Origin of the sequence: Mesorhizobium sp. LjRoot246, assembly GCF_964254115.1 — a bacterium.
Taxonomy (GTDB): Bacteria; Pseudomonadota; Alphaproteobacteria; order Rhizobiales; family Rhizobiaceae; genus Mesorhizobium.
In genome coordinates this window covers 3711390-3725397 of sequence record NZ_CAXUSN020000001.1, presented here as the reverse complement: position 1 = coordinate 3725397, position 14008 = coordinate 3711390, and the positions used below count along the sequence as shown (strand labels likewise).

General features: G+C 62.1%; 14 protein-coding genes and 1 tRNA gene. 5 read left to right on the top strand and 10 right to left on the bottom strand.

The window, feature by feature from the left end:
• Nucleotides 1–99: 99 nt before the first annotated feature.
• The 3 genes from ACSQ3L_RS18050 to ACSQ3L_RS18040 are packed head-to-tail and all read right to left on the bottom strand — an operon-like array spanning nucleotide 100 to nucleotide 3207.
• Complete coding sequence (locus ACSQ3L_RS18050; protein WP_436161181.1) at nucleotides 100–1413, bottom strand: homoserine dehydrogenase; 1314 nt, start codon at nucleotides 1411–1413, stop codon at nucleotides 100–102.
• Nucleotides 1414–1462: 49 nt separating this feature from the next.
• Nucleotides 1463–2680: an LL-diaminopimelate aminotransferase gene (locus ACSQ3L_RS18045; RefSeq protein WP_436161180.1), complete on the bottom strand. Its 1218-nt coding sequence runs from the start codon at nucleotides 2678–2680 to the stop codon at nucleotides 1463–1465.
• A gap of 44 nt (nucleotides 2681–2724) precedes the next feature.
• Nucleotides 2725–3207: a hypothetical protein gene (locus ACSQ3L_RS18040; RefSeq protein WP_436161179.1), complete on the bottom strand. Its 483-nt coding sequence runs from the start codon at nucleotides 3205–3207 to the stop codon at nucleotides 2725–2727.
• A gap of 2 nt (nucleotides 3208–3209) precedes the next feature.
• Between ACSQ3L_RS18040 and ACSQ3L_RS18035 the strand changes: the two genes are divergently transcribed.
• The 4 genes from ACSQ3L_RS18035 to ACSQ3L_RS18020 all read left to right on the top strand — a co-directional run bounded on the left by ACSQ3L_RS18035 (nucleotide 3210) and on the right by ACSQ3L_RS18020 (nucleotide 8369).
• Complete coding sequence (locus ACSQ3L_RS18035) at nucleotides 3210–5045, top strand: PHA/PHB synthase family protein (RefSeq protein WP_436161178.1); 1836 nt, start codon at nucleotides 3210–3212, stop codon at nucleotides 5043–5045.
• 327 nt (nucleotides 5046–5372) lie between these two features.
• The gene (locus tag ACSQ3L_RS18030) at nucleotides 5373–6509 is read left to right on the top strand and encodes a YcbK family protein (RefSeq protein WP_436161177.1); all 1137 of its coding nucleotides are present in this window, start codon (nucleotides 5373–5375) and stop codon (nucleotides 6507–6509) included.
• A 360-nt stretch (nucleotides 6510–6869) separates the two neighbouring features.
• Nucleotides 6870–7892, top strand: a complete 1023-nt coding sequence (locus ACSQ3L_RS18025; protein ID WP_436158213.1) for an IS110 family transposase — start codon at nucleotides 6870–6872, stop codon at nucleotides 7890–7892.
• A 402-nt stretch (nucleotides 7893–8294) separates the two neighbouring features.
• A tRNA-Glu gene (locus tag ACSQ3L_RS18020) sits at nucleotides 8295–8369 on the top strand.
• A 344-nt stretch (nucleotides 8370–8713) separates the two neighbouring features.
• Here ACSQ3L_RS18020 and ACSQ3L_RS18015 read toward each other — a convergent pair.
• The 7 genes from ACSQ3L_RS18015 to ACSQ3L_RS17985 form a co-directional block, all read right to left on the bottom strand.
• On the bottom strand, nucleotides 8714–9016 hold the full coding sequence (locus ACSQ3L_RS18015) for a DUF1330 domain-containing protein (protein ID WP_436161176.1): 303 nt from the start codon (nucleotides 9014–9016) through the stop codon (nucleotides 8714–8716).
• A 156-nt stretch (nucleotides 9017–9172) separates the two neighbouring features.
• A complete protein-coding gene (locus ACSQ3L_RS18010; protein WP_436161175.1) occupies nucleotides 9173–9415 on the bottom strand; it encodes a hypothetical protein in 243 nt (80 codons plus the stop codon).
• Between the two features lie 410 nt (nucleotides 9416–9825).
• Nucleotides 9826–10233: a TadE/TadG family type IV pilus assembly protein gene (locus ACSQ3L_RS18005; protein WP_436161174.1), complete on the bottom strand. Its 408-nt coding sequence runs from the start codon at nucleotides 10231–10233 to the stop codon at nucleotides 9826–9828.
• Nucleotides 10223–10648: a TadE/TadG family type IV pilus assembly protein gene (locus tag ACSQ3L_RS18000; RefSeq protein WP_436161173.1), complete on the bottom strand. Its 426-nt coding sequence runs from the start codon at nucleotides 10646–10648 to the stop codon at nucleotides 10223–10225. The genes ACSQ3L_RS18005 and ACSQ3L_RS18000 overlap by 11 nt, the downstream gene beginning before the upstream one ends.
• Before the next feature lie 20 nt (nucleotides 10649–10668).
• The gene (locus ACSQ3L_RS17995; RefSeq protein ID WP_436161172.1) at nucleotides 10669–11895 is read right to left on the bottom strand and encodes a pilus assembly protein TadG-related protein; all 1227 of its coding nucleotides are present in this window, start codon (nucleotides 11893–11895) and stop codon (nucleotides 10669–10671) included.
• A 255-nt stretch (nucleotides 11896–12150) separates the two neighbouring features.
• Nucleotides 12151–12567 (bottom strand): DUF6074 family protein, encoded by a 417-nt coding sequence (locus ACSQ3L_RS17990; RefSeq protein ID WP_436161171.1) that lies wholly within the window; start codon nucleotides 12565–12567, stop codon nucleotides 12151–12153.
• 49 nt (nucleotides 12568–12616) lie between these two features.
• Complete coding sequence (locus ACSQ3L_RS17985) at nucleotides 12617–12913, bottom strand: DUF982 domain-containing protein (RefSeq protein ID WP_436161170.1); 297 nt, start codon at nucleotides 12911–12913, stop codon at nucleotides 12617–12619.
• A gap of 244 nt (nucleotides 12914–13157) precedes the next feature.
• On the opposite strand from ACSQ3L_RS17985, the gene map reads away from it, so the two are divergent.
• Entirely contained in the window at nucleotides 13158–13985 is an 828-nt protein-coding gene (map, locus tag ACSQ3L_RS17980) for a type I methionyl aminopeptidase (RefSeq protein WP_436161169.1), read from the top strand.
• Nucleotides 13986–14008 lie beyond the last annotated feature (23 nt).

The window sequence follows — 14008 nt, the reverse complement described above, 5'->3', positions numbered from 1 at the left end:
GCCGAAGCGAATTCGTTCCGGTCCGTAGCGGTTGCCTGCCGCCAGACCGGACCTCAATGCCTGCGGAATTCTTGTTCCGCGCGGCTATCGGACAAGAAGCTACCCTGCCCGCTCGATGCGGATGACCTGCGGCTTGTCGGTCAGATGGCCGTCCTTGGTGATGCCGTCGACGGCCTTGCGCACGGCGGCCTCCGTCGTCTCGTGGGTGACGAGGATCACTGTCTTCTGTGCCGCCACCTCGCCGTTGACTGCGTGCTGGACGATGGATTCCAGCGAAATGTCATTATCGGCCATGCGCTTGGCGATTGCCGCAAACACACCGATGCGATCATGCACGGTCAGCCGGATGAAGTAGCCGCCGGCATGGCTGCGCATTTGCGCCTTCTTGTAGGATTTCAGCTCCTTCGCCGGCCGGCCGAAGACCGGACCGTGCTGGAAGCCTGGCCGGCTCTTGGCAATGTCGGCGATGTCGCCGATGACGGCAGATGCGGTGGCGTTGCCGCCGGCACCGGGGCCGGACAGCAGCAGTTCGCCAAGAATGTCGGTCTCGATCGCCACCGCATTGGTGACGCCGTGCACCTGCGCGATCACCGAGGCGGTTGGCACCATGGTCGGGTGCACGCGCTGCTCGATGCCGCTGTCGGTGCGCTGGGCGACGCCAAGCAGTTTGATCCGGTAGCCAAGATCGCCGGCTGCGCGGATGTCGGCCTGGGTGATGTTGGAAATGCCTTCCATATAGATGTCGTTGGCGGCAATCCTGGTACCGAAGGCAAGGCTGGTCAGGATCGACAGCTTGTGCGCGGTGTCGTGGCCCTCGATGTCGAAGGTCGGGTCGGCCTCGGCATAGCCCAGCCGCTGCGCGTCCTTCAGGCAGGCATCGAACGAGATGCCCTCGGCCTCCATGCGGGTCAGGATATAGTTGCAGGTGCCGTTCAGGATGCCGAACACGCGGGTGACCGAATTGCCGGCCATCGCCTCGCGCATCGTCTTGATGACGGGAATGCCGCCCGCCACTGCCGCCTCGTAGTTGAGCAGCACGCCCTTCTTCTCGGCGATCTCGGCGAGCGCCACGCCGTGCTTGGCCAGCAGCGCCTTGTTGGCGGTGACGACGTGACGGCCGGCTTCGAGTGCCGCCTTCACCGATGCGCGCGCCGGCCCCTCGTCGCCGCCGATCAGTTCGACGAACACGTCGATTTCGGCGGTCTGGGCCATCTTGACCGGATCGTCGAACCATTTTGCCGAACTGACATCGATGCCGCGGTCGCGCTTCTGGTCGCGCGCCGAGACAGCCGACACAACGACGTCACGGCCGCACTGGCGGGTGAGTTCCGCCGCCTTGTCGCGCAGCACGCGCGCCACCGACGCGCCGACCGTGCCGAGACCGGCAATTCCAACACGCAATGCTTCAGCCATGTCCGGCGACGTCCCTCAGGTCAGATCGAAATTGTCTGCGGCGGCAAGCTCACCGGTGAGCGGAAAGCGGCACGACATTGTTGGGCTGCTTGGCGCTGGTCGCCAGGAAGCGCTTGATGTTGCGCGCCGCCTGCCGGATCCGGTGCTCGTTCTCGACCAGAGCGACGCGCACGAACTCGTCGCCATGCTCGCCGAAGCCGACGCCTGGCGCCACCGCCACGTCGGCATGTTCGATAAGCAGCTTGGAGAATTCGAGTGAGCCGAGATGCCTAAACGGCTCGGGGATCGGCGCCCAGGCAAACATCGATGCCGCCGGTGCCGGAATGGTCCAGCCGGCGCGGCCGAAGGCATCGACCATCACGTCGCGGCGCTTGTGATAGATGTCGCGCACTTCGGCGATGTCGGCGCCATCGCCATTGAGCGCGTGTGCCGCCGCCACCTGGATCGGCGTGAAAGCGCCATAGTCGAGATAGGACTTTACCCTGGTCAGGGCCGAAATCAGCCGCTCGTTGCCGACGGCAAAGCCCATGCGCCAGCCGGGCATGGAGAAAGTCTTCGACATCGAGGTGAATTCGACGCAGACATCGATCGCGCCCGGCACCTGCAGCACGGACGGCGGCGGATTGCCGTCGAAATAGATCTCCGAATAGGCAAGGTCGGACAGGATGATGATGTCGTTCTTCTTCGCGAAGGCGACCACATCCTTGTAGAAATCGAGCGAGGCGACCAGCGCCGTCGGGTTCGACGGATAGTTGAGGATCAGCGCCAGCGGCTTTGGGATCGAATGCTTGACCCCGCGCTCGAGCGCCGGGATGAAGCCGTCGTCTGGCTCTACCTGCAGCGAGCGGATGACGCCGCCGGACATGATGAAGCCGAAGGCATGGATCGGATAGGTCGGATTGGGGCACAGGATCACGTCGCCGGGCGCCGTGATCGCCTGCGCCATGTTGGCGAAACCTTCCTTCGAGCCAAGCGTGGCCACCACCTGGGTGTCCGGATTGAGCTTAACGCCGAAGCGGCGTGCATAGTAGGCCGCCTGGGCACGGCGCAAACCCGGAATGCCGCGCGATGAGGAATAGCGATGCGTGCGCGGATCGCGCACGACCTCGCACAGTTTGTCGACGATGGCCTTGGGTGTCGGCAGGTCCGGATTGCCCATGCCGAGGTCGATGATGTCGGCGCCGCGCGAACGGGCGCTGGCCTTGAGCCGGTTGACCTGCTCGAAGACGTAAGGCGGAAGCCGGCGAACCTTGTGAAATTCTTCCATGGCAGTTCCAGACAGCAAAGGGGCGTTGGGCGCGCGCTATATACTTATTTGCAGGTAGGGTCGAGGGCGGGGTCGCATTTGGCTTCGATCTGCTTCAGCGTTTCGTCGCCATGTTTTTTGGCGAGATCCGTGAGCGCCGCCTGATTGGCCACCTCCGGACCGCCGCCTTTTGCCGCCTGAGACGTCTCATCCGCCTTCAATTGCGCAAGCTTGGCGTTCTTCTCGGCTTCGGTGAATTGCGGCGCCGCCACTTGCGGCTTGATGTTCAGGTTCGGAAAAGTGCCGGTATCCTTCGGACCCTTGCCCGCAGCGACGGGCGTCGGGCCGTTGGTGCTTGAGCACCCGGCAATCCCCATGAGGACGATCGCCGCGCCGATGCGGCAAAAACGTCCGGTACCGAAAAAAACAGTCTCGCCAATATTAATCGTCATATTGTTTCCTTGGCAGCCGGGGTAGAGCGAGATTGGACCCGGTCGGATGTCCCATGTTAATATGTCAAGAAAAGGCCTCGGGAGGAACCCCGCCAACCATGTCCAAAACACCCGATTCGGGCAAAGCGGAAGATGACGAGCCTTCGACCGTCGAGCAATATCTGGTGAAGGACCCGGAACGCTTCGCCCTGAATATGGCGCGCATGATTGAGCAAGCCGGCAAAGCGGCCTCCGCCTGGGCCGAGCCGCGCGAAAAGGGCGATGTACGCGATCACGTCGCCGAGCCGGTTGTCGATATGGTGAAGACCTTTTCCAAGCTCAGCGAATACTGGCTTTCCGATCCGCAGCGCGCGCTGGAAGCGCAGACGCGGTTGTTCTCCGGCTACATGACGGTCTGGGCGAACGCCATTCAGCGCACCAGCAACGCCGCGGAAGACACTGAAGACGCGGTCAAGCCGGAGCGCGGCGACAAGCGCTTCCTCGACCCGGAATGGGGCCGCAACGCCTTCTTCGATTTTCTCAAGCAGGCTTATCTCGTCACCTCGCGCTGGGCGGTCGACCTGGTCGAGCACGCCGAAGGCCTGGACGAGCACACCCGCCATAAGGCCGGCTTCTATGTCAAGCAGGTGTCCAACGCCATCTCGCCGTCGAATTTCATCCTGACCAACCCGGAGCTGTTTCGCGAGACGATCGCCTCGAACGGCGAGAACCTAGTGCGCGGCATGAAGATGCTGGCCGAGGACATCGCCGCCGGCAAGGGCGACCTGAAGCTGCGCCAGGCCGACTATTCGCCCTTCGAGATCGGCAAGAACATCGCCACCACCCCCGGCAAAGTGGTTGGCCGCAGCGATGTCGCCGAGATCATCCAGTACGACCCGGCGACCGAGACGGTGCTCAAGCGGCCGCTGCTGATCTGCCCGCCATGGATCAACAAGTTCTACATCCTCGATCTGAACCCGCAGAAATCCTTCATCCGCTGGGCGATCGAACAGGGCCACACCGTGTTCGTCATCTCCTGGATCAACCCGGATGAGCGCCACGGCACCAAGGGCTGGGAAGCCTATATTCGCGAGGGCCTGCAATACGGCCTCGACACGATCGAGAAGGCCACCAGCGAACGCGACGTCAACGCAATCGGCTATTGCGTCGGCGGCACGCTCCTGGCGGCGGCGCTGGCGCTGATGGCGCAGGAAGGTGACGACCGCATCAAGTCGGCCACCTTCTTCACCACCCAGGTCGACTTCACCCATGCCGGCGACCTGAAAGTGTTCGTCGATGAAGAGCAGGTCGCGGCGGTGGAAAAGTCGATGAGCGAAAAGGGCTACCTCGACGGCACCAAGATGGCGACCGCCTTCAACATGCTGCGCTCGGGCGACCTGATTTGGCCCTATGTCGTCAACAACTACATGCGCGGCAAGGACCCCCTGCCTTTCGACCTGCTCTACTGGAACGCCGATTCCACCCGCATGGCCGCAGCCAATCACTCCTTCTACCTGCGCAACTGCTATCTCGAGAACAACCTTTCGCAAGGCACGATGGAGCTGGCGGGCCACACTGTCTCGCTCGGCGATATCACCATCCCGGTCTACAACCTCGCCTCCAAGGAGGATCACATCGCGCCGGCGCTCTCGGTGTTCCTCGGATCGAAGTATTTCGGCGGCAAGGTCGAATACGTCATGGCCGGGTCGGGCCATATCGCAGGCGTCGTCAATCCGCCGGCATCCAACAAGTACCAGTACTGGACCGGGGGTACGCCGATCGGCGACTTCGGCCAGTGGCTAGGCAGGGCCACCGACCATCCGGGATCCTGGTGGCCGCACTGGCAAGACTGGATAGAGGCCAAGGACAACACCCGCGTGCCGGCCCGCAAACCCGGCAAGCATATGAAAACCTTGGGGGATGCTCCGGGTACCTATGTGAAGGTGCGTGTGTAACGGACTGTAATGTCTGGTGAGTTGACGGGCCGGTAAAAGCGGGCGAAATGGTATCGTCAACTATCTAGCAGTCGCAATTCGGCAATCACTGCAAAAATACTTCCAGGCTTGCGGATTTGACACAGGTCTCGTTTCCGGGTCGGAGACAAAGGTCACCTTGGCAGCGACGTATACGTGCCGCGCCAAGGCTATACCGACCGGGCATCGAGGGGGAATTCGACTTTGAAATCAGCAGGATGGAGCCTCGCAAAGGGAGAACGCCGCGCCATTGTGGCAGCGCTCTGCTCCGTGCTTTTGGCCTCCTGCACATCGGCTGGCGACCCGACAATGTCGGTTGGAATGCCCGGCTACAATGCCACCGCATCGGATATGAATGCCGCCTCGAGCGGCAAGCCGACCGCTGTCGCCGATTCGTCCGAGGTCACGACCGAGCAGACGACCGTGATGACGGCAAGCGATACGGCGCTCCCCGAGAAGGTCGCCTATGTGCCGATAGCCAAGCCGCAAGCCGCCTTTCCGATGACCACGCCGGCAGGCACTGAGACGATCGCCGGAAGCACTCCACAGTCCTTGCAGCAGCCGGCGCCGACGGCGCAGCAGAACGACGCGGTCGCCCAACAGACTGCCTCCGCCGATGCCGGCGTGAACGCGGCTAAGCCGGCTGCCGCTCCAGCGATGGACAATCCGGTCTATGTGACCGCTGGCGAGATGCCACAGGCCGACGCACCCAGGAAGAAAGGCTTCCTGGCTTCTATGTTCGGCGCCACGCCAGCCTCGGCGGCACCGACGCCGCTTATCAACTCCAGGTCGGGCGAGCAGCCCTCGGCGCAAGCCAGGCCCGCGCCAGCGGCGGCAAAACCGATCATCACGCTGGCCTCGGCCGATTCCACGGCAAAACCGGTGCAGTTGGCTTCGATCGGCGGCGAGACCGGCCACATTACCGGTAGCGATGCATTGCCCGGCGTGCGCCAGACGGCCCTGTTCGAAATCAAGCGCAAGTCCGGCCTCGACGACGAAAGCGACGTCGACCTCAACGAGGACGAGGGGCCAATCGGCGGCTCCTATCAGGTCGCATCCGCCGCCGGCATGGCTCGACTGGCGCCCAACGGGCTGCTGAAGCAGAACGAGAGCGTCGATGTGGCGTGCCTGAAGCCGTCGCTGGTGCGCGTGCTGAAGACGATCGAAGGCCACTACGGCCGCAAGATGACGGTGACGTCAGGCTATCGCGACCCGGCCCGCAACCGCCGCGCCAATGGCGCTAAGAATTCGCTGCACATGTATTGCGCCGCCGCCGACATCCAGGTCCCCGGCGTTTCGAAATGGGAGCTGGCGAGCTACATCAGAAGCATGCCCGGCCGCGGCGGCGTCGGCACTTACTGCCACACAGAATCGGTTCACGTCGATGTCGGTCCCGAGCGCGACTGGAACTGGCGCTGCCGCCGGCGCAGCGGCGGTGACGGCTAGCAGCGCGGCTCGGGCCTGTTAGCAGCCAAGATCGTTTGGTCGACCATTCTAAGTATTCGGGATTGGCCGAAGCCTCCCCGACTTCGTCATCCCAGGGCGAAGCAGGAGCGAAGCTCCGTCGCGGAGACCCTGGGATCCATGCCGCGACCTTAACCGAAGAGCGCAACAGAGCAGAATTCTGCGCCGCTGCAGCGCTCTGAAGTCGCCGCATGGATCCCTTGGGCTGCGAAGCAGCTCCAGGGGTCTGCGCCGCGTCGCTACGCTCCTTGCTCCGCCCGTGGATGATGGGTGGACGGCCCCTTGCGGCATCGAATGTGCCAAACTGGTCGTGTTGAACCCAGCGGAAGGAGACCGTCCGTCATGCAAGTTATCAGATTTGGAATCGATTTGGCCAAGAATGTGTTCCAGGTGCACGGGGTGGATGCGACCGAGCGAGTGGTCGTGCAGCGCCAATTGCGCCGCGCGCAGGTGGTGAAGTTTTTTGCCGCGCAGCCGCCGGCGCTGATCGGCATGGAGGCCTGCGGTTCGGCCCATCATTGGGGCCGCACGCTCAGCGCGCTCGGCCATCAGGTCAAGCTGATGCCGCCGACCTATGTGAAGCCCTACGTCAAGCGCAACAAGAACGATACCCGCGATGCGCAAGCCTGTTGCGAGGCGGTGAGCCGGCCCGACATGCGCTTCGTGCCGATCAAGACGGTCGAACAGCAATATGCCCGCGCGCTGCATCGTGCGCGTGACCTTCTGGTACGCCAACGCACGCAGCTGGCCAATGCCATTCGCGGCCATCTCTACGAAATGGGTCTCGCGAACGCCAAGGGGGCGGCGGGCATCGAGGGCCTGCTGCAGCTCATCGAAACGGCCGATGAAGCCATCCCCGCGGCGTTGTTGATCTGCCTGCTGCCGCTGGCCGGGCAATGGCGGGCGCTGGATGGCGAGATCGGCAAGCTGGACAAGCAGATCCTGGCTCAGGTCAGGCAGCAGCGGGCGGCCTTGCGGCTGATGACGATCCCGAGCGTCGGCCCGATCATCGCGCATGCGACGATCGCCGCCATCGGCGATGGCCGCCAGTTCGCCTCGGCCAGGGACTTCGCCGCCTGGGTCGGCCTGACCCGCAAGAACCACGACACCGGCGGCAAGCACAGATTGACAGGCCATATCAGCCGCGCCGGCGATGGCGGCTTGCGAAGGCTGCTCATTCTCGGCGCCAGTTCCTGGTTGCGGCAGGTCAGGGCCAAGCCCGACAGAGGCTCGCCCTGGATACGCGGCCTGCTGGCCAGGCGGCCGGTCAAGGTCGCCGTCGTCGCCCAGGCAGCCAAGACCGCCCGCATCATCTGGGCAATGCTGAACTCGGGACAGGAATACAGGGCACCGGCTGCGGCATAAACCGCAAAGCAAGGCCCTTAACAGCGTAAGGAGCAAAAGGCAGCACGGCAAAATGGTCAGGACCTGGGTCGGGACACTCCGCCTTCGTCATCGCGATACAAGAGCGCGTGTGGATGATTGGAACCCGATCCGCGTAACCCTTGAGGGCCAGCGGTCCAAATTCGACCGCATCAAAAGGCCGAATACATGACCGCTCCAGACTATCTGCCGAATATGCCAATTGCACCTTGCCAACAGGGGGCCGTCCATACATGACGAAGCGATGGGGCGTTGCCGCTAATCATCAAGCCATGCGGACCGACGAAATCGCCGATTTGGCAGGCCCGGAAAAAAGTTGTCCAAGGTGGCACCTGACGGGTTGCCGGTTGCACGCAACGCCAGTATAAGCCGCTTCGTCTGAGCGCGCCCATCGTCTAGCGGTTAGGACACCGCCCTTTCACGGCGGTAACAGGGGTTCGATTCCCCTTGGGCGTACCAGAGATCTCAAGCGCTTCGTGGAAGACCTCTCTCCCCAATTTCTGGACGCAGATTGCTTCACAGCGGTTTCTGTGACTGTCGGCTTCCACGATCCGATCGCGATCTTCCGCGATCACACCATAGGCCAACGCGGTCACACGGTTCACAATAGTACTACAAAGTGGTCGATTCCTCAGGGATGTAGCCGCTCCGAAAGCCCGCCGCAGGTCGCTCCCGTGGCGGGTTTTTCATCGATATGGCATTGGACGGTGCAGTTGGGCTCCTGGAGGCAACAGACCACGCCGGCCACTGCGGGAAAGGGTTTGACGTTCTGCCGCGCTGCTTAATTTATGAAGCCACCATCGTCACGCAGTGGGTGTTGCGATCCCCTCAAGCGCAATGATCCTGGTGTTGGCGCAACGCTTGCGAATTTCGATCAGGCGGGCGTATTCCGGCGAATTGTACCAGCCCATCAATGACGCCATATCGGGGAATTCGATAACAACCAAACGGTGTGGCTCCCAATCACCCTCCAAAACCTTGGTCGCACCGCCACGACCTAGGTATCGCCCACCGTAACGCTCCTCGGTGGCCGGCACATCCCGCCGGTATTCCTCGAACATGGCTGCGTCTTTTATGTCGACATCCGCGATCAGATAGGCGGCCATTTGTGCTCCCTCCTCCTCGACGGCGGCCCCGAACCTTGCGCTCCGTCCCGCGGCAAGGGGACGGCATTGCGTGCGGGAGCCTAGCCAAAAACGGGGCGCCCGCCGGTTAAGACGATCCATCTTCAGCGCTTCAACCCAGCGTCCGTCGAAGCGAAGTCAAAACCCTGTTTCAATCCACGGATTGGAGTCGTATCCGAGGCGCGGCTTTGCCTTTGCCCCGCTATCTTCCGGTTTGGCGGTTCCGGTGAAACTGCAGTCCAGATTTGGAACGGGCTTCTTGGCTGATGGGTTGGCAGCACACAAGGCGGCGGCATCACTGACCGCCACCTTCTTTTCCTTGGCAACAGCGACACCAGTCGCTGCGAAAACGACAGCCGCGCAAAATATAGCCACTCTCATTGGAACCCCCACACATTGCACACGACAGATGGTCGGACATGACGTAGCGTCATTTTTATATTAGCATTAACGAATATATAAGATAGCCCTGTGCCGTCAAAAGCTCGCCGGAGTGCCAAGCTTGCGTCACGTGACCGCCAAAAGCGGCGCCGATCTGGACACAAGCCGGTATGGGTCGCATTCTTCTCTGGGGAGAAGGACCTGGCTAAACTAAACCTAGGGGCTGATCAGGCTAAACGCTGGCGAGACCGGGCCTTGCGCGGTCGCCGGAGGCGTCTATCACTTAACGTCGTGTCGTGGGCGCTGATCCTGACGGCGATAGCCATTCTCTGTGGCCTGATCGCGCTCAAGGCGTACAGGTAAGCAGAACCCCAACGTGAGTTCTCGCCGATCGCTGTCCTGCCACAGCCTTAGCCGGCGCCGACCAGCGGCACGGTAACGGTGGTCGCGTAGTTGATCGGAAAGGCGCTGAAGTAAGGGAACTCGATGACAAAGGCGTAGGCGGCGGTCAGATGCGCCATGCGGAAGCCGCCGCTCGCCGGGTCGATGGCGATCGTGACGTTCACATCTTTAAAGCCCAAGGCCTGCAATTTCTGCGTGGCGATCGATTGGATGTCGGCCTGAGTCAGCGTGTTCTGAAGCTGCAGCGAGCGCGCTGACGTCTCCAGCGTATAGCGAACACTAGAGACCGAGTGCATCGACCAGCCGAAGGCGAAGATCCCGAACAGCAGCATGACCAGGAAAGGCGCGATCAGCGCAAACTCCAACCCGGCCCCGCCCGATCGATCCCGCCTGAACGCGCTTGCCCTAGCGGACACGGATCATCTCCTGGTGGCCGATGGTGGTGGAAGCGGCAAAGGCGCCGAAGGCAACGGGCGGCACCCAGGTGGCCGATGCCTGTATCTGGACATAGATCGACGGCACCTTCGGCCCACTGCACATGGTGGAAGCGTCGACCACGGTCGTCCCGCACATGCGGATGCGGCTTAGCGTGACCTGGCCGTCCTCCGGCCGATTTTCCCAGCTCGCAATGGCAACGGCTTGGGTCGCCGCATCGTCGGTCGATCCGCTCATGACCAGGTTCGCGGCGGTCTTCACACCGGCGCGCATCGACAGTGAACTCGTCACGTAGGACCAGCCGTCCAGAATGCCAAGCAGCACCAAGCACAGAATGGGCAGCACCATCGCGAACTCGACCGCCGCAACGCCTGAATCATCGCCAAGGATCGGCATCGATCGGCGCTCCACGGAGGCTACTCTACCAGTGCCACGGACTGCGCCGCCGGAATGTCGCGCATCCCAAGGCTCTTGCAATCCTGATTGACGGTTGTGCTGCCAGACCATTGGATCGTATTGGCGACGATCTGGGTGCAGCCGCCATTGCCCGAGAAGTTGCCAAGATAGCTCACTTGCTGTTTGGGGAAGTAGATGGCCCCGGTCAAAAGCGAGTCCGCTGTGCCGTTGAATGTGCTGGATGCGGCGATACCGGTCCTGTCGCCGTAAAACAGAACGCCTGAATAGGCGCCCGATGTCGGTGCGCTGAGCTTCACGGACGCATTGCCATTCATGCTGACCGTCGAGCTGCCCGACATGAAGATGGTCACCCCGTCGCCGGTGATGGCTGCGTTGGCGTTTATCTTGAAACTGCCCTGGACGACATAGACGCCGGGCGAAAGCGTGACATTGCCCTTTAGGTTCATGCCGCTGCAATAAGTGCCTGGACTGAGCGTCGCCTTATTGTCGTTCTGGCAGGGGTTCGCGGCCACCGGAGTCGGCAGGTCGGCAAATGGATCGGCGGCAGGCAGTGCCTGGGTGATCGGGGCCGCGCAGACGGTGGTGACGGGATTGCTGAGAGAGACGCCGCCCGCCGATATCAGGCAATCGGCCTGCAGACTGGCCGAGCCCTGAAGCTTGATGGCGTCCGGGGCGTTCGAATTGGACATGATGACGCAGTGTGTGACCTTCACGCTAGTATTGCCCGAAAACTCTACAGCCTGCGGGGCGGTCAGATCGAGCGCTTCCATGCAGGCCTTCGAGGCATCGGTGATGAGCGCCACCGCCCTTGCCTGTTCGGGGACCTGAGCCTGCGTGAAGATCAGGGTGAACATCCGGTCGAGCTTCTGGCCGACGATCACCTCTACCGCTTTCTTCGCCGTATTCGGGCCGGACGCTGGCGGCGTATTGACGACGATCGTGCCCGAGCCCAGCCCGTTCGTCGCTGCCGACTGGGTCGCGGCCGCGACGATTGTCGGCTTGTCGGAACCCGAAATCTGTTCGAGCGCTCCGGCATAGGCGGCGGCATCGGCCGTCGCCTGCAATCTCAGGCTGTTGTAGTACCAATAGGAGGTCTCGACACCGAAACCCGCGGCCCCAACAACGATCGGCAAGGTCAGGGCGAAAATGGTGGCAACATTTGCGCCCGTGCTCCGGCGCATACCGTCCGCTATGAGCCGAAATCGGGTGAAGCAACTGAAGGCCATAGCGTAGATTAGAAAGCACGCACATATGAACGAATGCCTAAAAAGTTCCGTTCATTTTTTGATCGGTGATCTATTTGGCTGTCAAAAGAAGGGGGGTTCGTTGCTGATCGACACGTTTTGGACATGATACTCCTTGTCCGCGCCGGTTCGCCCGGAGCAGCCTTTTCATAGTCGCATAGCGGGAGGATGGGCCAGCGCCAGCAAGACGCGGCCGCTATTGGAGCACTTGATAGAAGCTAGGGTGCGAGATTTGCCTCAGGCGGAAAGAATTGGCATCGGCTCCGCAACAGTTCCTGCCGACATCTCTCTCTGCACGGCCAGGAAGAACCTGCGCACTTCGTCGCCGGCTGCCGTTCTGTCCCTGCCGGATCCGACAACGAGATCAAGCAACTCCGAGGCCTTGGCCCTCCAGAACGAGGTGGCGTTCTCGCCATGCAGGTGGCCAAGCTTGGCAGCAACCTCCCTGACCAAGAATACCTGACGGTCGATCGGAAATGCACGGACTTTTTCTGAGGACATCTTCGGAACCATGAGACTGACGCAACGAATCAACCATTGCCAACAAGCAATGGCGTAGCCGGGAAGGTGGAAACGGAAGATTAACGACACTGACGTTGGTGCGGTCCTCAGGGACGAAGCGGAACGCTCGCGACATTCGTCGTGTGCGTTCAAACGCGCTTCGTTGGCTTTGCAATCGGCAGGCGAAAACGGGCGACGGCCCTCAGGCCTGGAGCGCCCTCGCCTCGCCGCCGCGCTTGCGCGGCGTCATCATGTCCCTGGCCATCAGTCCGCTCGCGCGGCAAAACGCCATGAACGCCCGGCAGGCATCCTCGGTCTTGACCACGTCCACCGTGGCGCCGAAGCAGGCGTTGAACGCCTTCTGATAGATCGGCCCCTGACGGCGCACAGGCAAGTCCTGGAGAAAATCCAGCGCCTGTTCGACGCCGTAAATTTCCTCGACTGGCAGGCCGGGCGCGGGTGCGATGCGCACCGGCACCTCGAATTGCAGTCTGTCCATTTCCTGTCTCCCGAACTGGCGTCACCGGGGCAACGCCGTTCGTCGTCAAAAAAGTTGCTTTGACCGGCTTTTGGCCCAGAAATGTGTCGTCACTTGGGTCGTTGAACCGCCCATGCAAGGCGAATATCGCGAACGCGCGGTCGCATCAGGCAGTTCTTCCTTGAACCTTTTGCCCTCAAGTGCCAAATCTGGAGAGATTTTCACGTCGGCTCTCATACAGGGCTCTACCGGCTAAACGGACAACATGGTCAACTATCTCGACGCCGCCACGGCTCCGCTCAGAAACACCGGCCAGATTCGCCTCTATGGCGAGGACGGCTTTGCCGGCATGCGCAAGGCATGCGATCTCACAGCACGCTGCCTCGACGAGCTGGTGCCGATGGTCGAGCCCGGCGTCACCACCGAAACCATCGATCGCTTCGTCTTCGAATTCGGCATGGACCATGGTGCACTGCCGGCGACACTCAACTATCGCGGCTACACGAAATCGTCCTGCACCTCGATCAATCATGTCGTCTGCCATGGTATTCCCGACAACAAGCCGCTCAAGGACGGCGACATCGTCAACATCGACGTCACCTACATCCTCGACGGCTGGCACGGCGATTCCTCGCGCATGTATCCGGTCGGCACGATCAAGCGCGCCGCCGAGCGCTTGCTCGAAGTCACGCATGAATGCCTGATGCGCGGCATCGCGGCGGTCAGGCCCGGTGCCCGCACCGGCGCCATCGGCGCCGCCATCCAGACCTACGCGGAGGGCGAGCGCTGCTCGGTGGTGCGCGACTTCTGCGGCCACGGCGTCGGCCAGCTCTTCCATGACGCGCCTAACATCCTGCACTATGGCAGCGCCAATGAAGGCGTCGAGATGCGGCCCGGCATGATCTTCACCATCGAGCCGATGATCAATCTCGGCCGGCCGCATGTGAAGGTTCTGTCGGACGGCTGGACCGCGGTGACGCGCGACCGCTCGCTGTCGGCGCAATACGAGCATACGATCGGCGTCACCGACGCAGGGTGTGAGATTTTCACGCTGTCGCCCAAAAAGCTCGACCGCCCCGGCCTGCCGGCTTAACGGGCGTCGTCTTGCCGGCACGA